Here is a 19,761-nt window from a genome sequence, read left to right as displayed (position 1 = left end):
CCTGCCGGAGAATATACCGCCGAAACGGAGACAAGTATGACCGAACCGCAACTGATGATGGCCGGCCTTCCCTTTCCCGCTATCGATCCTGTTCTGTTTTCCATAGGGCCGCTCTCAGTGCATTGGTACGGGATCGGCTATGTGGTCGGCATCCTGTTTGCATGGTGGTATGGCCGCAAACTTGTCACCACCCCCCGCCTATGGCGCGATAATACCGCGCCAATGGAACCGCTGGCACTGGATGATTTTGTGCTCTGGGCTGCCCTTGGTGTCGTGCTTGGCGGCCGGCTTGGCTATGTCTTATTTTATAATTTCAGCTTTTACATCAGCCATCCGCTGGAAATTCCCGCCGTATGGGATGGCGGCATGTCATTTCACGGCGGCATTCTTGGCACCACTCTGGCTATGATATTGTTTGCCCGCAAACGCGGCATTGCCGTGTGGAGTATGTTTGACACGATTGCCGCAGGCGTGCCCGTCGGACTTGGCGTGGTTCGTATTGCCAATTTCATCAATTCCGAATTATGGGGCCGTGTCAGTGATGTGCCCTGGGCGGTTTATTTTCCCAATGGCGGCGCATTGCCGCGTCATCCAAGCCAGCTTTATGAGGCGGCTCTGGAAGGTCTGGTCCTGTTTATTGTGCTCGCATTGCTGGTATGGAAGGGCAAGAAACTTAAAAAACCGGGCTTTATTGCCGGTGTCTTTGTAGCCGGCTATGGCCTGTCGCGCATTGCGGTGGAGTTTTTTCGCGAGCCGGATGCCCAGCTTGGCTATCTTTTTGGCGGCTGGCTCACCATGGGCATGGTCTTATCGCTGCCCATGGTGCTGCTTGGCCTGTGGGCGATATGGCGCGCCAATCATGCCGCCGCCAAAGGCCTGATACAATGAACAGGATTACAAGCACCAAAGCTGATAAGCTCAGGCAACGCCTGATCCGTATGATCCGCAATAGCGGGCCGATCAGCGTTGCCGATTACATGGCCTTTTGTCTTGCCGATCATGATGGCGGCTATTACATGACCCGCGAACCATTTGGCGCAGCAGGCGATTTCATCACCGCGCCGGAAATCAGCCAGATGTTTGGCGAATTGATTGGTGTATGGGTGGTTACCCGATGGCAGGCTCTGGGCAAACCTGCAGATTGCATAATCTGTGAGGCCGGCCCCGGCCGCGGCACATTGATGAGCGATTTGCTGCGCGCTGCCGGCAAGCTGGCACCGGATATGCTGCACAATGCCCGTATTGCCATGGTAGAGACCAGCGACCGCCTCACCGCTGTGCAACAAAAAAAGCTCGCCAATGCCGCGGCTGATATCAAATGGTACAAATCTTTTGATCATATACCGCAAGCGCCGCTGATCATGGTGGCAAATGAACTGTTTGACGCACTTCCCGATCACCAATATGTCAAATATCAGGGGCATTTTGTTGAGCGCATGGTAACAGTCACCGCGGAGGAAGAGCCGCAGCTCTGTTTTGCAGCGGGCACCGGCGGCATTGATCCCTCTCTTCTTCCGCAAGGGCATGAAACCGCACCGGAAGGCACGATTTTTGAAGCTTCTCCGGCGCGCGCCGCATTCATGCAACAGATTTGTGAACATATCCGCCAGAATACCGGAGCCGCCCTTTTGATTGATTATGGCTCCCATCAGTCCGGATTTGGTGATACTTTGCAGGCTGTCAGTCAGCACAGGTTTCAGGATGTGTTTGCCGCTCCAGGTCAGGCAGATCTCACCACCCATGTGGATTTTGCCGCACTTGCCCGTATTGCCGAAGGTCTTGGCTGCTCTGTCATAGCAGAAACACAGGGAGAATTTTTGCTGAATATGGGGCTTTTGAGCCGTGCCGGACAACTTGGCGCCGGAAAATCACCTGAAATACAGGAACAGATCCGCAATGATGTGGAGCGGCTGGCAGCCCCGGAGCAAATGGGAAGCCTGTTCAAGGTGCTCACCGTCACTTATAGCCTGACCTGAAACCTGTCCAAGCCAAAAGAGACAATGATGACATCCATACCCGATCCGATCCGCTCGCCTTTGCTTGAAACCAATGATCATATTGCCCATGGCTTTTTCACCCGTCAGGGCGGTGTTTCTTCCGGTCTTTACAATAGTCTCAATGTCGGCATCGGCTCCCGCGATGATGCGCAATCTGTTACGGAAAACCGCCGCCGTGTGGCTGCTTTTTTTGATTTGCCGCCGGAGAGCCTGCAAACGCTCTATCAGGTTCATTCGCCAACAGTGCTCACCATCACAAAGCCGCTGCCAACGCCACGCCCGCAGGCAGATGCCATGGTCACCAATGTGCCGGGGCTGATTCTGGGGGCGTTGAGCGCAGATTGCGGCCCTGTATTGTTTTGCGAGCCGGAAGCAGGCATTATCGGCTCGGCTCATGCAGGCTGGCGCGGCGCACTTGCCGGTGTCCTGGAAAACACTGTGCAGGCCATAGTTGATCTTGGTGGAGAAAGGTCAAAAATCCGTGCAGTTCTGGGGCCTTGCATCAGTCAGGCCAATTATGAAGTTGGCAGTGATTTTGTGGCGGAATTCACCGCCCGCGATCAAACTTATGAACAATATTTCTGCCCTTCAGCTGATCCGGCGCGTAAAATGTTTGATCTTTGGCGTTTTATCGTTGATCGTCTGTCATCCTGCGGTATCAGGGCAGCCTCCCTTGATCTTTGCACCTATGCCGATGAAGCACGGTTTTTCTCCTATCGCCGTGCAACCCATCGCAAGGAGCCGGATTACGGACGCCAGATTGCCGCTATTGCGATCCGGAATTAACATGGCGCACACAGCGCAAATGCGCTGCTATGCATAAATCCGCTTCCGGCAATAAAATACGGAGACAATTATGGCGCTTCATTTTGCCCCTGAAGAATATGCCGCACGCCTCGACAGATTAATGCTGTGCATGGCTGAAAACAAACTGGATGCCATGCTGCTGTTTTCACAGGAAAGCATGTATTGGCTCACCGGCTATGATACTTTCGGCTTCTGCTTTTTCCAGTGTCTGGTGGTCAAGCAGGATGGCAGCATGGTATTGATGACCCGTTCGGCCGATTTGCGGCAGGCGCGCCATACCTCCACAATTGAAGATATTGTACAATGGACAGACCGCGAAAATGCCAATCCTGCCATTGATCTGCGCAATCTCCTCAATGATATGGATTTGCTTGGCAGCCGCATCGGCGTGGAATACCAGACCCACGGGCTTACAGCCGCCAATGGCCGCAAACTGGATGAACAATTAAACAGCTTCGCCAAAATTATCGATGTATCAGGCATGGTTGATCAGCTGCGCCTGCTCAAAAGCCCCGCAGAAACCGAATATATACGCAAGGCCGCAGAACTGAGCGATGCAATCTATGATGCAGCACGCAAACATATTCGCAGCCATGCCAGCGAAGCGGAAATTCTGGCAGCCATGATGGAAGCCAATTTTATCGGCGACGGTGATTTTCCCGCCAATGAATATATTATCGGCTCCGGTCATGATGCTCTGCTTTGCCGTTATAAATCCGGCCGCAGGCAATTGCATAAAAATGACCAGATCACACTGGAATGGTCAGGGGTTTACCGCCATTATCATGCACCGATGATGCGCACGGTTTTAACCGGAAAGGCTACCAAACGCCATGAAGAGCTGTATCAGGCTGCATATGAAGCACTCATGGCTGTGGAAGCTGTGCTAACCCCCGCCTCCACCTTTGGTGATGTTTTTGAAGCCCATGCCAAAGTGCTGGAAGCCCATTCGCTTACCCGCCACCGCCTCAATGCCTGCGGCTATTCTGTTGGCGCGCGCTTTACCCCGTCATGGATGGATCCGCAAATGTTCTATGCCGGCAATTCTGAACGGATTGAGCCGGATATGACCCTCTTTGCCCATATGATTATTATGGACTCGGAAACCAATACCGCCATGACACTGGGGCAAACCTATCTCACCACCAACGGGCCTGCTGAGTGCCTCTCCAGGAGCAGCCTGGATCTGGTGGTTGCCTGATCGTATATTTTTTAGAAACCAAATCCGCTCAGTGAACATAAAACAGGATTTAAGCCGATGCCGGTTAATTTATCTGCCTCTGTTCATTCTTTTCATGCGCGCGGCATTTTCAAAGCCGCGGCAACCCTGTCCCTGCTGACAGCAGGTCTAATACTGGCCGGATGCACATCACAATCATCCGCCCCCAAAAGCACACTCACCCCCCTCGCCTCCGATTTTGGCCAGCCTGCAGCCGGCAAGGCACCGGTTAATATGGCCAGGGTGCGCCAATACAAGCTCTATATTGCTCCGGTTATCGGCGCTCCGCTGGATGTGGTGACAGCATTTTCGCAACGTCTTGATGCAAATCTTGCAAAACAGTCTGTGCAACTTGCTGCCAATGGCGAGACTAATGCCGATTTCACATTGAAGGGCTATTTCTCCAATATGGTGGAGAATAATCAGACAATCATACTTTATGTCTGGGATGTGGTGGATAAACAGGGCAACCGTGTACATCGTCTGCAGGGGCAGGAAAAAATTGCAGGCAAAGGCGGCTGGGCCTCAGCCACTGCGCCGGTAATGGGAAAAATTGCTGATGCTACGCTCAATGATTATTTCCGCTGGGTTTCAGCCAATGCCCGTTGAACCTGCCCTGCAAAACTTGCAAACAGGCCGTTATTAGCTGTTATTTTAAGAGACTCACCTCTTGCGCTTTTTATTTACAGATCAGCATTTGCATGATAGCGGCGGCTGCAAAATGTGCATAAAGGTGGCATTTTGGCTGGTAAAGCGCTAAAAAATGCCATTTTAAGGAAATAGCAGAGCATTAATTGCACCCTGCGGCTATTGTACCCTTGCAATACCGGCACAGCTTTGTAAAACGCCGCTCATCAGGGCGGCATTTTTTGAAAAATAAATCTGTAAGCTGCCGGAACTAAAAATCATATGAGACGGACGGACATCACGATCCGGAAAGCTCAGATATCGGATACAGGGAATCCGCGCATGACCGGCGCATAAAACCGCCACAGGCCATGCGTCAAGGCAGTTTCTAGGAAGATTGAAAACCGGTTTTCCGTTTGAGACTGCGGTTGAAACAGAAAACAGGGCATTTTCAATGTCGCAGGCTAACTGAAAATGCTCCAGCCAACCAGCGCCAGAGGCAAAAAAGCATGAAACTTTTCGCGGGCAACTCCAATCGTGTCCTAGCAGAAGCCGTCGCAAAACATCTCAATATTTCCCTCGGCAAAGCCGTGGTCAAACGTTTTGCCGATCAGGAAATTTTCGTAGAAATTCAGGAAAATGTGCGTGGTGAAGACGTTTTTGTACTTCAGTCCACCTCTTATCCTACCAATGATCACCTGATGGAACTGTTGATCATGATTGATGCGTTCCGCCGCTCTTCGGCACGCCGCATCACCGCCGTGATTCCCTATTACGGCTATGCACGTCAGGATCGCAAGCCAGGCCCGCGCACACCGATTTCCGCCAAGCTGGTTGCCAATCTCATCACTGAGGCAGGTGCAAGCCGCGTTCTCACCCTTGATCTTCACGCCGGCCAGATTCAGGGCTTCTTTGATATTCCAACCGATAATCTCTATGCGGTTCCGGTTATCGCCCGTGACGTTAAAGCCAATTACGACACATCCAATGTTATGGTTGTTTCGCCCGATGTCGGCGGTGTGGTGCGTGCCCGTTCGCTGGCCAAGCGCATTGATGCGCAGCTTGCAATTGTTGACAAGCGCCGTGACCGCCCCGGTGAATCGGAAGTGATGAATGTGATCGGCGATGTGAGCGGCAAAGACTGCCTGCTGTTTGATGATATTGTTGATTCCGGCGGCACGCTCTGCAATGCGGCTGAAGCCCTGCTGGAAAAAGGCGCAACCAGCGTTACCGCCTATATTACCCATGGCGTTCTCTCCGGCGGTGCTATCGCCCGTATCACCAATTCCAAGCTGAAAGAACTGGTCATCACAGATTCCATCCAGCCAACCGCAGCCATTGATCAGGCGCATAATATCCGTGTCCTGTCGATCTCCGGCCTGATTGGCGAGGCAATCGCCCGCACCGCCGCGGAAGAATCCGTATCCAGCCTGTTTGACTAATATTTTCAGCAATTGAATTTTAAAAGCCGGCCTTTGTGAGCTACCCCCTCCGATAGTTGGACGCCAATCCAACCTTTTTCAGGGGATAGCTCACATGAGCCGGCTTTTTATTTGCTGTTTAAAATCCGTATCACTCCGCAGCCTCAGTGCTCTCGGCGCCTTCATCAGGCGCGTTCGGATCACCGGCTGCGGTTTCGCAACCCATATCAGGAAATGCAACAATGCGCATACCTTTGAAATCATTGCGCACAACCAGCAAACCGCGTTCTTCAAAATAGGTCAGCAAACGGCGCGCACGACTGGTGGAATGGCTGCCATAGACCCGCGCCAGCGTGGCATCAGACGGGCATGGCGCGCCTTTAACCGCAGCCTGCGCCACAATCAGAAATACGCCCTGCACATCATCTGTCAGGCTTTCCGACAATTGCAGCGCGGTCTGCCATTTTTCATCATCAACCAGATCATCCCCGCCACTGGCCTGCGCCACGGCAAGACGGCGGCGAAATGCCGGCAAAGCCAGCGGCTCTCCCGGCACACGGTGAATGCGGCAGCGCACCAGAAAATCCTGATACAACACGGCAACAGAACGGAATGCGGCTTCCGGATCCTCAATAATCTCGGCCATCACCTTATCCAGCAATTCCTCGCGCTCAGCTTCCACCAACCCGGGAAAGAGCGGTTCATCAGGCACTTCCGCTTCCGGCCTTGCCCTTACCACCTGCTCCAGAATTTCATTAATCGGGCGCGGTGGCGGCGGTGGCGGCGGCGCGCGGCGCACAATCATCCGCTCTTCTTCCGGTCCCGGTGTAAAAATCAAATCGGCAGCATCAACAGGTGTATCCGGCAAGGGCATAAGTTTTGGGCTGGATGAGCGGGCGGAGGTTTCCACCTTGCCGATTTTTACCGTCAGCGGACGGCGCGCCAATGCCGGCCCCAAAGCCACAAAATGCCCGCGCTGCAAATCGCGGAACTGCTCTGCCTGACGGCGATCCATTCCCAGAAGATCAGCCGCCCGCGCCATATCAATATCCAGAAATGTGCGCCCCATCAAAAAATTGGAAGCCTCGGCCGCCACATTTTTGGCCAGCTTGGCCAGACGTTGCGTGGCAATCACACCTGCCAATCCGCGCTTGCGCCCGCGGCACATAAGATTGGTCATTGCGCCAAGCGAGAGTTTGCGCGCCTCATCAGACACTTCTCCCCCGGCAGAAGGCGCAAAAAGCTGTGCCTCATCCACCACCACCAGCATGGGATACCAATAATCACGCTCTGCATCAAACATGCCGTTGAGAAAAGCGGCAGCCGCCTTCATCTGCTGATCAATATCCAGCCCTTCCAGATTAACCACCACGGAAACACGATGCTGGCGAATACGCTGGGCAATGCGGGTCAGTTCCGTTTCCGTGCGGGCAGCATCCACCACCACATGACCATAAACATCGGCCAATGTTACAAAATCGCCTTCCGGATCAATAATACATTGCTGCACCCACGGCGCGCTTTGCTCCAGAAGACGGCGCAGCAAATAAGACTTTCCTGAACCGGAATTACCTTGCACGAGCAGGCGCGTTGCCAGCAATTCTTCAAGATCAAGCATGGCCGCGGTGCCGTTTGCTGTGGCGCCCATGTCTATGCCGACCTTCATAATGCCTCCTGAAATAAACGTGAAAAAGCCCTCCCGCTGCCGGGAGCGCATAATATAAGATTCGGGATATGGTTCCTGTCTATCAGCTATAGAGCTTATCACCAAGCCATAGCACCTTGGCATTTATTGCCTTCTCATCCCCTGAATACACAATGATTTGAAAAAGATTTGAGAAAAACACCGCCGGAAAGCACAAAAACTTGCGTTTTATCAGGTGATCGCTTATGAGAACGCATCCGCGTAGACACCCTTGGAGGCAACGCGGGATGATATATCTGTATTGTCGCTGTTTTTGCTACATTTCTGGCAGGCATATCATGTTCCGTCACTTCTGCTGATTTTGCGGAACACTCCAAATTACTTGATAAGGAAAAGCCATGAGTGAAATTAAAACTCTCAAGGCCGTAAAGCGCGAACGGGCTGGTAAGGGGTCCTCCCGTGAACTTCGCCGCAACGGTCAGATTCCGGCAGTCATCTATGGTGACAAACAGCCTGCCCTTTCAGTCGCAATGGATTATAAAACCATTTATTACCTGATCTATGGCGGCGGCTTTAAATCCACCATCTTCAATATTGAAGTAGACGGCCAGACCATTAAGGTTCAGCCAAAGGATTATCAGATGGATCCTGTAAAGGATAACCCTCTGCATGTGGATTTTGTCCGCGTTGCATAAGTCTTGAGCCTTTGGCTTTACAGCTTTGCAAAACATCTCCGGTGTAAACCGGAGATGTTTTTGTTTATGATAAAGCGTCAGCCTGATAAAACGCTTTCCATATTCAACTTTCGGAGACGACCATGCTGCTGATCACCGGTCTTGGCAATCCCGGCGCCCAATATGCACGCAACCGGCACAATATCGGTTTTATGGCTGTGGATGAAATTCATGCCCGCCACCGGTTTTCTCCATGGTCAAAAAAATTTCAGGCTCTGATCTCCGAAGGCATGATTGACGGGGAAAAGGTTCTGCTTTTCAAGCCGCAAACATTCATGAACCTGTCCGGTCAGGCGGTGGGCGAAGCCATGCGCTTTTTCAAGCTCTCTGCCTCTGATCTGGTTGTGATTTATGATGAGCTGGATTTGCCGCCCGCCAAATTGCGCATCAAGGCCGGCGGCAGCGCCAATGGCCATAATGGCATCAAATCCATTGATGCCCATATGCAGGGGTTGCTCGGCTCCAGGGATTATCGCCGCCTGCGGCTTGGCATCGGCCATCCGGGCGCAAAGGAACTCGTGCATCATTATGTGCTGGGCGATTTTGCCAAAGCGGATAATGAATGGCTTGAGGTGCTTTTCACAGCCCTTGCCGACAATATCGCATATCTTGTCAAAAGAGATGATAACGGCCTGATGAACAAAGTTGCATTGGCACTTGCCGGCAAAACCGCAAATCAGGAGAATAAGGCCGCACCAACAGCCAAAGCCGCGCCAAAGGCACAAAGCCATATCCGGCAGGCACGGCAACATCACACTATGGCAGCCAAATTACCCGCTTCAGGACCAATGGCAGATATGCTGGCAAAACTGTTCGGCAAAAAGGACAGCTGATTATTTTATCACGTATCAATGATAATTTCCGCAGGTTCAGGCGCAATCTCGCCCGCTCCTCTTGACCTGCGCTTATCCTATAGCGCATAGGCAATAACGAATATCTTGTAAAATTTAATGCATATTCGCATCGTCACTATCGCTTTGCGGTTCTTGCGGTCAATATGCACAAACCGGATAAGGTTTTATCATGGGTTTTAAATGCGGTATCGTTGGTCTGCCCAATGTCGGCAAGTCCACACTCTTTAATGCACTGACCAAAACGGCCGCCGCGCAGGCTGCAAATTATCCTTTCTGCACTATTGAGCCAAATACCGGTGAAGTGGCTGTACCAGATAGCCGTATGCGCCAGATTGCCGATATTGCAGGCTCAAAGGAACTGATTCCAACCCGTATCAATTTTGTTGATATTGCCGGTCTGGTACGCGGCGCTTCCAAGGGAGAGGGTCTGGGTAACCAGTTCCTTGCCAATATTCGTGAAGTAGATGCCATTGTGCATGTTTTGCGTTGTTTTGAAGATGACGACATCACCCATGTGGAAGGACGTATTGATCCGGTTTCCGATGCGCAAACGGTTGAAACGGAACTGATGCTCTCGGATCTTGAAAGCCTTGAACGCCGCATTGTGCAGGTGCGCAAGCGTGCAACCGCCAAGGATAAAGAATCGCTTGCTGTTCTGCCGGTTATGGAAGAAGCCATCAAACTTCTGCAAAATGGCGAGCCGGTGCGCATGATGCTGAAAAATATCAGCCCTGAAGATCTTATCATTCTCAAGGGGCTTAATCTGCTCACCTCAAAACCTGTGCTTTATGTCTGCAATGTTGCTGAAAATGACGCGGCAAAAGGCAATCAATATACTGAAGCCGTAGCCGCAATGGCACAGGAACAGGGCGCGCAAACCGTGATCATTTCCGCGGCAATTGAGGCGGAAGTCTCGCAACTGCCTGATGAGGATGCGGCACTTTTCCTGAACGAGATGGGGCTGGAGGAACCTGGCCTTGACCGGCTGATCCGCGCCGGTTACAGCCTGCTTGATCTCATCACCTATTTCACAGCAGGGCCAAAGGAAACCCGCGCATGGACAGTGCATCGCGGTGCCAAGGCTCCGCAGGCAGCTGGTGTCATCCACACTGATTTTGAGCGTGGCTTTATCCGCGCACAGACCATCGCATTCAATGATTACATCACCTGTAAGGGTGAGGCCGGCGCAAAAGAGGCCGGCAAAGCGCGCGATGAAGGCAAGGAATATGTGGTGCAGGATGGCGATGTCATGCTGTTTAAATTCAATATTTAACCATCTTCTTAAAAGCCCCGCCTGATGCGGGGCTTTTGTTCAATATTTTACCGAACAATATTGACGTTTACGTTAAAGACTTTAAATAGTGAACATCAAACCGAAATCAGAGCCAAAACAATTCGTTAAGAATTAGGATTGTCTTTGTTGATCATGACCGGATGCTTGCCGGTTTGTTTGTCATGTTCCGGCGGTTGGTTCATTGCTAAATGAACAACATGCCTGCGGATAAAACGGAGGAGAGTGCCGTTGACCAAGCCCCCCCATCACTACACTTATGACGATTTTACCCCCGGAAACCAGATAGATCTGGGGTCAAAAATCGTCACCGCGGAAGAAATAATCGCCTTTGCCGAGGAGTTTGACCCGCAGCCTTTTCATCTGAGTGAAGAAGCGGGCAAAGCAACCGTACTTGGCGGGCTTGCAGCTTCCGGCTGGCACACCTGCGCAATGTTGATGCGCATGATGGCTGATTGCTTTATCAGCCATTCGGATAGTCAGGGTGCGCCGGGGCTTGAATATGTCAAATGGATCAGGCCTGTTCTTGCCGGAGATAAAATTTCTGCAATCACCGAAGTGCTTGAAAAACGCATATCCCGCACGCAGCCGTCTCTTGGCATTATCCGGCTGAATCATAAGATCACCAATCAGCATGGCGTGCTGGTATGTGAGGCGCAGGGTTCTATTTTTATGCGTATTGAAAATCAGGAGACGTAAAAATGGAAAATCGCCCCAAATTGTCCCTGCTTGAAGAAAATATCGGCAAGATTGTAACAATCGGCTCCTATGAATTTACGGAAGACAGAATTATCCGTTTTGCCAAAAAGTTCGACCCGCAGCTTTTTCATACAGATCCTGTTGCCGCTAAAAACAGTATTTTTCGTGGGCTGTGCGCATCAGGCGGGCACACAACAGCCGTATGGATGAAGCTTAATGTGCGCTCCATGGCCGGCTACATTCAGCAATGTCAGGAACGTGGCGAAACGCCGCCTGTTTTCGGCCCCTCGCCCGGCTTTGAAAATCTGCGCTGGCTGCAGCCGGTCTATGCCGGCGATGTTATTGCCTATACAGTACAGATCACCGGTATAAGGCCGCTTAACTCAAAACCCGGCTGGTCTATGCTCAGCCATCATTCCACAGCCACCAACCAGCATGGTGAACGGGTGATGGAATTTGACAGCGCAGCCCTCGTTATGCTGCCAAAACTCTGAGATAATCATTCAAAACAAAAAACAATGTGCGAAGATTACTTCGCACATTGTTTTAAAAAGCCCAAAACGGCACTGCACTCCCATCCGCATCATCATTTAAAGACGGAATATTCTCAGGATACCCTGAAAGGGAATGCATCACCTTTATTCACCGGCAAACTCCAGCAAAGTGCGCACCTGCACGCCCAGTTCCTCCAGTTTTTTACGTCCGCCAAGATCCGGCAGATCAATAATAAAACAGGCAGCAACAATTTCTGCTTTCATCTGACGCAAAAGCTGCACTGCAGCAACAGCTGTGCCACCCGTTGCAATAAGATCATCCACCAGAATAACGCGCTCGCCGGGCAAAATGGCATCACTATGCATTTCCATTTCGTCCAGGCCATATTCCAGACTATAGGCAATGCGCACTGTTTCATAAGGCAGTTTGCCTTTTTTGCGAATGGGAACAAAACCGGCAGATAATTGATGTGCCATTGCGCCACCAAGAATAAAACCACGCGCCTCAACGCCTGCCACCTTATCAGCCTTGCTGCCGGCATAAGGAAATACCAATTCATCAATTGCCCGCCGGAAAGCCTGAGGATTGCCCATCAGCGTGGTCACATCGCGAAACTGCACACCGGGACGCGGATAATCCGGAATTGTGCGCAGCGAGTTTTTCAGAAACGCTTTGGTTTCATCTTTCATGGCAAATCCTTACCTGTTTTCATCTGATGCCGGCAATGAGCATAATGCAGACGCCCTGTTACAGCGCCACAATCATTGCCTTGCTATATCGGTTTAAAAGTCTGTTTTATCAGCACTTGTGAACCATCGGCCTGCCGCAAGCAGGCAAGCTATAATAATACCCCGAAAAGGGTTAAACGATTTCCGGATAACAACCCATAAGAACAAAACAACAGAGCATTTCATCCCTTTTATGAAAAAACAAAATGTTCTGAACTTCCCTGATATCCTGATATGCAGAAAACCTGCATAAAAAAGGACGCCGAAGCGCCCTTTTTCCTGTTACATAATTCAGGCATAATGCAGTCTGAATTAATGTTTTATGCCGGCAAACACGCGGCGCTTTGTGGCATAGACCAATGCGCCGAGAAGCACCAGAAATACGATAACACGGAAACCGGTTCTTTTGCGTGCTTCCATATGCGGCTCTGCGGCCCACATCAGAAATGCCGCAATATCATGCGAATATTGCTCAACCGTTTCAGGTGAACCGTCATCATAAGTAACCTGCCCGTCACTCAGGGGCTTGGCCATAGCCAGCGATTTTCCTGAGATAAAGGCCGGATTATAATGCGTACCTTCCGGAATCTGCATGCCTGCCGGCGGTGTTTCATCATAGCTGGTCAACAATGCGTGGATATAATCCGGCCCGGCTTCCGCATATTGTGTGAAAATATCAAACAGGAATGTCGGAAAGCCGCGCTCTACCGCACGCGCCTTGGCAATCAATGAAAAATCCGGCGGAACCGCATTATTATTGGCGGCTGCCGCTGCTTCAGCATTGGGAAATGGTGACGGGAAATAATCGCCCGGACGTGCCGGGCGGGTGAACATTTCCCCGTCAGCATTCGGGCCATCCTGCACTTCATATTCAGCAGCAAAAGCTTTGATCTGGTCTTCATTATAACCAAGATCAGCCAGTGTTCTGAACGACACCAGTTTCATCGAATGGCAGGCAGAGCACACTTCCTTATAGATCTTAAGGCCGCGTTGAAGCTGTGCCTTGTCATAAGTGCCGAATGGCCCTGCAAATGACCAGTTCTCTCTGGTCGGATGTTTGATCGGGAAATGCGCCGGTTCTGCCTCATTGGCTGCGGTTTCGGCCTGAACAGCGCCCAGAGTGAGCACCGTTGCCAGACCAAAAGCAGCAAGACCGGTAAAGAACATTTTCATAACTGTACTCTTCCTATCTTTTGCTGCAATCAGGCTTTGCTATCTGCCGCCACATCATCAGGGCCAAGAACAGCCTCGGTGATAGAGTTTGGCATGCGTTTTGGTGTCTCAATCAGGCCGAGAACCGGCATGATGACAATAAAGAAAGCAAAATAATACAGCGTACCGATCTGTGCCAAAAGGGTATAAACCCCTTCAGCCGGGCGGGAGCCAAGCCATCCGAGGAAAATTGCATTGGCCACAAACACCCAGAAGAACATTTTAAACCACGGACGATAAACTGCCGAACGTACCTTGGATGTATCAAGCCATGGCACAACAAACAGAATAGCGATGGAGCCGAACATCACAAGAACGCCGCCGAGTTTTGAATCAATCGGACCGATATTAAAAGTGATTGCACGCAGCATTGCATAAAATGGCAGGAAATACCATTCAGGCACGATATGAGCAGGCGTAACCAGCGAATTTGCCTCAATATAATTATCCGGATGGCCGAGATAATTCGGCATATAGAAAATGAAATAGGCAAAAAAGATGAAAAAGACCACCGCACCAAATGCATCCTTAATCGTTGCATAAGGTGTGAAAGGCAAGGTATCGGTCTTGGATTTCACTTCTATACCCGTCGGATTGGTCTGCCCCGTCACATGCAGCGCCCATATATGCAGCACAACCACACCGGCAATCATGAACGGCAGCAGATAATGCAGCGAGAAAAAGCGGTTCAATGTCGGATTATCAACGGCAAAGCCCCCCAGAAGCAATTGCTGGATCGGTTCCCCGATAATCGGAAACGCGGTGAAAAAACCGGTAATAACGGTTGCGCCCCAGAAAGACATCTGCCCCCAGGGCAGCACATAGCCCATAAAGGCGGTTGCCATCATCAACAGGAAAATCACCACGCCGAGTATCCACAACAGCTCGCGAGGCGCCTTGTAGGAACCATAATAAAGCCCGCGGGCAATATGCAGATAAACCGCGATAAAGAAGAAAGATGCCCCGTTGGCGTGCATATAACGCAGCAGCCAGCCGGAATTGACATCACGCATGATTTTTTCAACTGAATCAAAAGCAAGTTCAGTGGATGCAGCATAATGCATTGCCAGCACAATGCCGGTCAGCAATTGGGCAACCAGCATAAAAGCCAGGATGCCGCCAAAAGTATACATATAATTCAGGTTACGCGGAACCGGATAGGCAATGAATGAATCATAGACAAGGCGCGGTAAAGGCAGCCTTTCATCGACCCATTTTTCGATGCCGGTCTTTGGCGTATATGAAGAGTGTCCGCCGCTCATAAAATTTCTCCTCAGACCACTCAGCCGATCTTGATCACGGTATCGGAAATAAACGAAAACTGCGGGATATGCATGTTTTCCGGTGCCGGACCACTGCGGATACGACCGGCCGTGTCATAAGTTGAACCATGGCAAGGGCAGAACCAGCCGCCGAATTCGCCAGATTCACCAAGCGGCACGCAACCAAGATGCGTGCAGACACCGATCATGACAATCCAGTTTTCTTTCCCTTCACCGGCAGAGCGGTCAATATCCGTTGCCTGTGCATCAGCTGGCAGATTGGCATTGCGTGCCACCGGATCCTTCAGGGCAGACAGGGGCGTATTCTGGGCAGCTTCGATTTCTTTGGCTGTACGATTACGGATAAATACCGGCTTTCCGCGCCATTTAACTGTCAGCGATGCACCTTCCGTCAGAGAAGAAACATCCACTTCGATCGAGGCTGCAGCGAGGGTCGAAGCATCCGGCCGCATTTGATCAATAAATGGCCATGCCAAGCCGGCAGCACCAACCACGCCGGCCATTCCCGTCGCTATGTACAGAAAATCGCGCCGTGTCGGCTCAGTTGTGTCGTGTGCGCTCACGTAACACTTCCTTTTTGACTTGCATATTGAACTGTCCTCCACCGTCCGAAAACACATGCGCCTGCTTATAAGGTGGCGCTTTGTGCCGAGAGCCGTCAGACCTGCCAAGCAGGTACAAACCGGACATAACTCCCCCACCTCTCATCAAGGTTTAGGCAGGATGAAAAAGCTTGTCCAGTCACCAGAGGCACTTACGGCACCATGTCGCAGGCAGAAGCAGGAGTTGCAACCACTAAAAAACTACCACATCAGGTAGCAAACAGCTCAAAAACAAGGGCTGTCGGGGAAAATCTGTCAATACAGGCTGCAAATAAAGCATCATTGGCAAACAGGCACGGAAACATAACAAATTACGCAAACCGGCTTATTGTCCGGCTTAACGGCAAGATCATAAAAGCCAATATGGGCTGCGCGATAAAAACAATGATTCTCCGCCGGAACAGTTTGCGCATCAATATATGCAGAAGTTTTGACCGGCCGCACGCGCGGATCTGCGGGCTAAAGCACCTTTAATAAATAATTTTGCCGCCGCCCGTTTTAAAACGCAGGCGGCGGCACTGCCAAACTTGCCTAAGTTAACAATTTAACAGCTTATTCGGCAGGTTCTGCCAGGGCTGATTTTTCTTCCTCATCAAAACCGAGAAAGCCACCCGACTGGCGCGCCCAGAGTGAGGCATAAACACCCCCTTGTGCAATCAGCTCTTCATGGCTGCCATCCTCGATAATCCGTCCCTGATCCATCACAATCAAACGGTCAAGCGCAGCAATGGTTGACAGGCGATGGGCGATTGCAATCACTGTTTTGCCTTCCATCAACTGATAAAGACTATCCTGAATGGCAGCTTCCACTTCTGAATCAAGCGCGGATGTTGCTTCATCCAGAATGAGGATCGGCGCATCTTTCAGGATTACGCGGGCAATCGCCACACGCTGGCGCTGACCACCGGAAAGCTTCACACCCCGTTCACCCACATGGGCATCAAAACCCTTGCGGCCTTTCGGATCCGTCAATTGCGGCAGGAACTGGTCTGCCTGTGCCTGTGCCACAGCTTTCAGCATCATATCATCGGTTGCATCAGGGCGGCCGTAGCCAATATTATCCCTGACAGAACGGTGCAGCAGCGATGTATCCTGTGTCACCATACCAATATTGGCGCGCAGGCTGTCTTGTGTAACCTTGGCAATATCCTGTCCGTCAATCAGGATTTTGCCCTGCTCCAGATCATAAAACCGCAACAACAAATTAACCAGCGTTGATTTACCGGCACCTGAGCGGCCCACAAGGCCAACCTTTTCACCCGGGCGGATATGCAGCGACAAATCACTGATAATGCCCTTGCCCTTGCCATAATGAAAACCGATACGATCAAATGTAATCGCACCTGCCTGCACCTGCAACGGTTTTGCATCCTCATGATCAATCACCTTGCGCGGCTGGGCAATTGTGCGCATGCCATCTTCCACTGTGCCGATATTTTCGAACAGGGCAGACATTTCCCACATAATCCATTGTGACATACCGCTAAGGCGCAGACACAGCGCAATGCCGATTGCAACAGCACCGACAGACACAACATCACCAATCCATAATGCAATGCCCACCGTGCCCACCGCAAACAGCAGCACAGAATTCATAAGATAAAGCGAACCGAAAAACTGCGTCACCATGCGCATCTGCCGGTTTACCGTATCCTGAAACTGCTCCAGACTGTTGCGGACATAGGCCTCCTCACGTTGCGTATGAGAAAACAGCTTGACCGTGGCAATATTGGTATAACTATCCACAATACGGCCGGTCATCTCGGAGCGGGCATCTGCCTGCGCTTCAGAAATAACCCGCAAACGCGGGATAAAATAACGCAACAATCCGATATAGGCCATAAGCCAGACAATAAACGGAATCATCAGCCGCCAGTCAGCCGTTGCCGCAATCAGTAATGTACCGGTAAAATAAACCGCCACATAAACCATCACATCAGCAAGCTTGATCACCGTTTCACGCACCGCCAATGCGGTTTGCATCAGTTTGGTGGAGATACGTCCGGCAAATTCATCCTGAAAGAATGTCATGGACTGACGGATAAGATAGCGGTGCATCAGCCAGCGAATGCGCATCGGAAAATTGCCGATCAGCGTCTGATGTAAAACCAGTGATTGCAGAAACACAATCAATGGCAAGAGCACCAGAATAACCCCGCCAATCAATGCCAGACGCCAGCCCTCTTCCTGTAAAAAAGTCTCCCGGCTATGCTCATTCAGCCAGTCCACCACATTGCCGAGAAAGGCAAACAACGACACTTCAAAAATCGCGATCAGGGCTGTCAGCCCCGCCATCACGATAATCCAGCCCCACGCACCGCGGCTGTAATACATGCAAAATTTAAACAGCCCTTTTGGCGGCTGCTCCAGCGGAACCTCCGGATAGGCATTCAGCCTTTTTTCAAACCAACGAAACATTTCCACCTCAAATGCGGGGTCTGACCCCGCCAGGACAGCGATACCGCCGGCCATAATGGTTGGAACATATGGCTGCGGAATAATTATATATGAAACACGCAACCCGGCACAGATAGGGCATCTGCGCGCGTAAGCATGCCTTGAGGATAAGAAGATTAAATGCGCGAGAACATTCAATCAGATTACAAACGGAGAAAACGTATTGAACCTGTCACACCAATGGCACAACTCAACACCGGCAGCAGGTTTTCAGGCGGGATGCTGTTGCTACAGCAATCTGATAAATACGTTATTCATTTCAACAATTCCCTTCAGCGCAACGCCGCTTAAGGACGAAACGATACCGGCAGATAAAGCGCGGCACCACCCACAAGCAAAGCTGCTGCTACAGGGAACAGATTCAAAGAAATCTTCATGCTCATCACAGCCTCCTTATGGTCATCTGTTAAAATGGAGAGCCCTTATAGCATCATGTTCTTTTAACGGCCAGCCTCGTAAAATTATTTTCGTATCACTTTATTGAGAACACAGTGTTGCGTGACAAATTCAACACAATTATTAACATGATACATTATACTAACGCGTGAAACACTTTATCTTATCGCAATAACAAGACCCTATGACGATCAATATTGCTTTGTACCAGCCCGATATTCCCGGCAATACCGGCACAATCCTGCGTATGGCTGCCTGTCTCGGCATGACTGTGCACATAATTGAGCCGGCAGGTTTTGACCTGTCTGACCGCGGATTAAAACGGGCGGGCATGGATTATCTGGAACAAGCAGCCCTTGTGCGCCATCTTGACTGGGAGCATTTCAACAATTGGCGTCTGGCACAAGGCCGCAGGCTGGTTCTGCTTTCCACCAAGGCTGCACAACCCTATACAGACTATTGCTGCAAGCCTGAAGATATTCTGCTCTTTGGCCGTGAATCAGCCGGCGTGCCGCAGCATGTGCATGAAATGTGCGAAGAACGTATTATCATTCCAATGGTTGAAGGTGCGCGCTCACTCAATCTTGCGCTCTCGGTCGCCATGGCTGCCGGTGAGGCTATCCGCCAAAGCCGCAACCGGTAAAAGACAGTCAAAACTTCACTCTTATATCAACAACTTATTCTAAAATTCGGAATCAATAACTGAACATCTTGAATCAGATTATCAGAAAATATCTGCAAATCATTCAATCCGAACTTGGCAGGCGCCGGATTGTAAACTCAATCACGTCATTGGGGCGCACATACCAGCTTTCTATCTCAGTCCAATAGGCAGCTTTCGGATAGGTATCAAACCATTCCCTGGCTTTTATCCGCGCCACACTGCGCGGCAAAGTAAATGTCTCACGGATAAAGCCATCACTGATATTCGATTTTGCGCCGGATGCCGCTTTACGCATCTGCCTGCGCAAACCTTCCAGCGGCGGCCTCGCCCGCGATGATTTTGACGGTGCGGATGCCATGAGCAATCTCCCTTGCATCTGCCTTGCGGCAAAAAAGAAACAACGGACACAAAAACAACAACACGCCTTGCAACAACAACACGCCTTGCAAACCTGCCACAATCAAAGCTGTGAACCGGCAAAAGCTGTGGAGCGGCTGCAACTTTGCCCTGCAATTTACCGCATAATTGCACTTGAAACGAGTCATTTTCTGCGCCTCTATGGCACACAGCCGTAAATAAAAACTGTTTTTTCAAAAAAGCAGAAAGCTTTCATAAACATAATCCGGTTTA

Annotated in this window: 19 protein-coding genes and 1 pseudogene; 13 read left to right on the top strand and 7 right to left on the bottom strand. The window is 50.8% G+C overall.

All coding sequences use genetic code 11. From position 1 onward, the window contains the following. Positions 1-36: 36 nt before the first annotated feature. The 6 genes from lgt (at position 37) to ACSTTO_RS04855 (ending at position 6,092) form a co-directional block, all read left to right on the top strand. Positions 37-888 carry a prolipoprotein diacylglyceryl transferase gene (gene lgt / locus ACSTTO_RS04880; RefSeq protein ID WP_439272018.1) on the top strand — a complete coding sequence of 284 codons (852 nt, stop codon included), beginning with the start codon at positions 37-39 and terminating at the stop codon, positions 886-888. Then, a complete protein-coding gene (locus ACSTTO_RS04875) occupies positions 885-1,976 on the top strand; it encodes a class I SAM-dependent methyltransferase (protein WP_439272017.1) in 1,092 nt (363 codons plus the stop codon). Before lgt ends, ACSTTO_RS04875 begins: the two co-directional genes overlap by 4 nt. A 27-nt stretch (positions 1,977-2,003) precedes the next feature. Beyond that, complete coding sequence (gene pgeF / locus ACSTTO_RS04870) at positions 2,004-2,783, top strand: peptidoglycan editing factor PgeF (protein WP_439272184.1); 780 nt, start codon at positions 2,004-2,006, stop codon at positions 2,781-2,783. A 70-nt stretch (positions 2,784-2,853) separates the two neighbouring features. Continuing rightward, positions 2,854-4,005 carry a M24 family metallopeptidase gene (locus ACSTTO_RS04865; RefSeq protein ID WP_439272016.1) on the top strand — a complete coding sequence of 384 codons (1,152 nt, stop codon included), beginning with the start codon at positions 2,854-2,856 and terminating at the stop codon, positions 4,003-4,005. A gap of 57 nt (positions 4,006-4,062) precedes the next feature. Further along, positions 4,063-4,632: a hypothetical protein gene (locus tag ACSTTO_RS04860; RefSeq protein ID WP_439272015.1), complete on the top strand. Its 570-nt coding sequence runs from the start codon at positions 4,063-4,065 to the stop codon at positions 4,630-4,632. A 527-nt stretch (positions 4,633-5,159) separates the two neighbouring features. Continuing rightward, positions 5,160-6,092, top strand: a complete 933-nt coding sequence (locus ACSTTO_RS04855) for a ribose-phosphate pyrophosphokinase (protein ID WP_439272014.1) — start codon at positions 5,160-5,162, stop codon at positions 6,090-6,092. Positions 6,093-6,222: 130 nt separating this feature from the next. On the opposite strand, the gene ACSTTO_RS04850 is transcribed toward ACSTTO_RS04855, so the two are convergent. After that, the gene (locus ACSTTO_RS04850) at positions 6,223-7,737 is read right to left on the bottom strand and encodes a helicase HerA domain-containing protein (protein ID WP_439272013.1); all 1,515 of its coding nucleotides are present in this window, start codon (positions 7,735-7,737) and stop codon (positions 6,223-6,225) included. 377 nt (positions 7,738-8,114) lie between these two features. On the opposite strand from ACSTTO_RS04850, the pseudogene rplY reads away from it, so the two are divergent. The 5 genes and pseudogenes from rplY to ACSTTO_RS04825 all read left to right on the top strand — a co-directional run. Then, positions 8,115-8,408, top strand: a pseudogene (rplY, locus tag ACSTTO_RS04845) (50S ribosomal protein L25); the annotation flags it as partial. Between the two features lie 125 nt (positions 8,409-8,533). Continuing rightward, positions 8,534-9,283 (top strand): aminoacyl-tRNA hydrolase, encoded by a 750-nt coding sequence (gene pth, locus ACSTTO_RS04840; protein ID WP_439272012.1) that lies wholly within the window; start codon positions 8,534-8,536, stop codon positions 9,281-9,283. Between the two features lie 190 nt (positions 9,284-9,473). Continuing rightward, the gene (ychF, locus tag ACSTTO_RS04835) at positions 9,474-10,577 is read left to right on the top strand and encodes a redox-regulated ATPase YchF (protein ID WP_439272011.1); all 1,104 of its coding nucleotides are present in this window, start codon (positions 9,474-9,476) and stop codon (positions 10,575-10,577) included. Positions 10,578-10,826: 249 nt separating this feature from the next. Beyond that, positions 10,827-11,294 (top strand): MaoC family dehydratase, encoded by a 468-nt coding sequence (locus ACSTTO_RS04830; RefSeq protein WP_439272010.1) that lies wholly within the window; start codon positions 10,827-10,829, stop codon positions 11,292-11,294. Between the two features lie 20 nt (positions 11,295-11,314). Next, entirely contained in the window at positions 11,315-11,788 is a 474-nt protein-coding gene (locus ACSTTO_RS04825; RefSeq protein WP_439272183.1) for a MaoC family dehydratase, read from the top strand. Between the two features lie 144 nt (positions 11,789-11,932). Here ACSTTO_RS04825 and ACSTTO_RS04820 read toward each other — a convergent pair whose 3' ends face one another. From ACSTTO_RS04820 to ACSTTO_RS04800, 5 genes are all read right to left on the bottom strand, one after another. After that, the gene (locus ACSTTO_RS04820; RefSeq protein ID WP_439272009.1) at positions 11,933-12,478 is read right to left on the bottom strand and encodes an adenine phosphoribosyltransferase; all 546 of its coding nucleotides are present in this window, start codon (positions 12,476-12,478) and stop codon (positions 11,933-11,935) included. Positions 12,479-12,829: 351 nt separating this feature from the next. Further along, entirely contained in the window at positions 12,830-13,690 is an 861-nt protein-coding gene (locus ACSTTO_RS04815; RefSeq protein WP_439272008.1) for a cytochrome c1, read from the bottom strand. A 29-nt stretch (positions 13,691-13,719) separates the two neighbouring features. After that, positions 13,720-14,991, bottom strand: coding sequence for a cytochrome b (locus ACSTTO_RS04810; RefSeq protein WP_439272007.1), 1,272 nt, complete (start codon positions 14,989-14,991; stop codon positions 13,720-13,722). A 20-nt stretch (positions 14,992-15,011) separates the two neighbouring features. After that, entirely contained in the window at positions 15,012-15,575 is a 564-nt protein-coding gene (petA, locus tag ACSTTO_RS04805) for a ubiquinol-cytochrome c reductase iron-sulfur subunit (RefSeq protein ID WP_439272006.1), read from the bottom strand. A 591-nt stretch (positions 15,576-16,166) separates the two neighbouring features. Next, on the bottom strand, positions 16,167-18,032 hold the full coding sequence (locus ACSTTO_RS04800) for an ABC transporter ATP-binding protein (protein WP_439272005.1): 1,866 nt from the start codon (positions 18,030-18,032) through the stop codon (positions 16,167-16,169). 159 nt (positions 18,033-18,191) lie between these two features. Between ACSTTO_RS04800 and ACSTTO_RS04795 the strand changes: the two genes are divergently transcribed. Beyond that, positions 18,192-18,362: a hypothetical protein gene (locus ACSTTO_RS04795; RefSeq protein ID WP_439272004.1), complete on the top strand. Its 171-nt coding sequence runs from the start codon at positions 18,192-18,194 to the stop codon at positions 18,360-18,362. A 289-nt stretch (positions 18,363-18,651) separates the two neighbouring features. Next, positions 18,652-19,110: a tRNA (cytidine(34)-2'-O)-methyltransferase gene (locus ACSTTO_RS04790; RefSeq protein ID WP_439272003.1), complete on the top strand. Its 459-nt coding sequence runs from the start codon at positions 18,652-18,654 to the stop codon at positions 19,108-19,110. A 103-nt stretch (positions 19,111-19,213) separates the two neighbouring features. Here the strand turns inward: ACSTTO_RS04790 and ACSTTO_RS04785 are convergent, their stop codons facing one another. Then, positions 19,214-19,489: a hypothetical protein gene (locus tag ACSTTO_RS04785; RefSeq protein ID WP_439272002.1), complete on the bottom strand. Its 276-nt coding sequence runs from the start codon at positions 19,487-19,489 to the stop codon at positions 19,214-19,216. Positions 19,490-19,761 lie beyond the last annotated feature (272 nt).

The sequence above is a fragment of the Pseudochrobactrum albidum genome, assembly GCF_051851455.1.
Lineage (GTDB): Bacteria > Pseudomonadota > Alphaproteobacteria > Rhizobiales > Rhizobiaceae > Pseudochrobactrum.
Note: the sequence above shows the minus strand (reverse complement) of the source record. Positions and strands in the feature narration are given on the sequence as shown.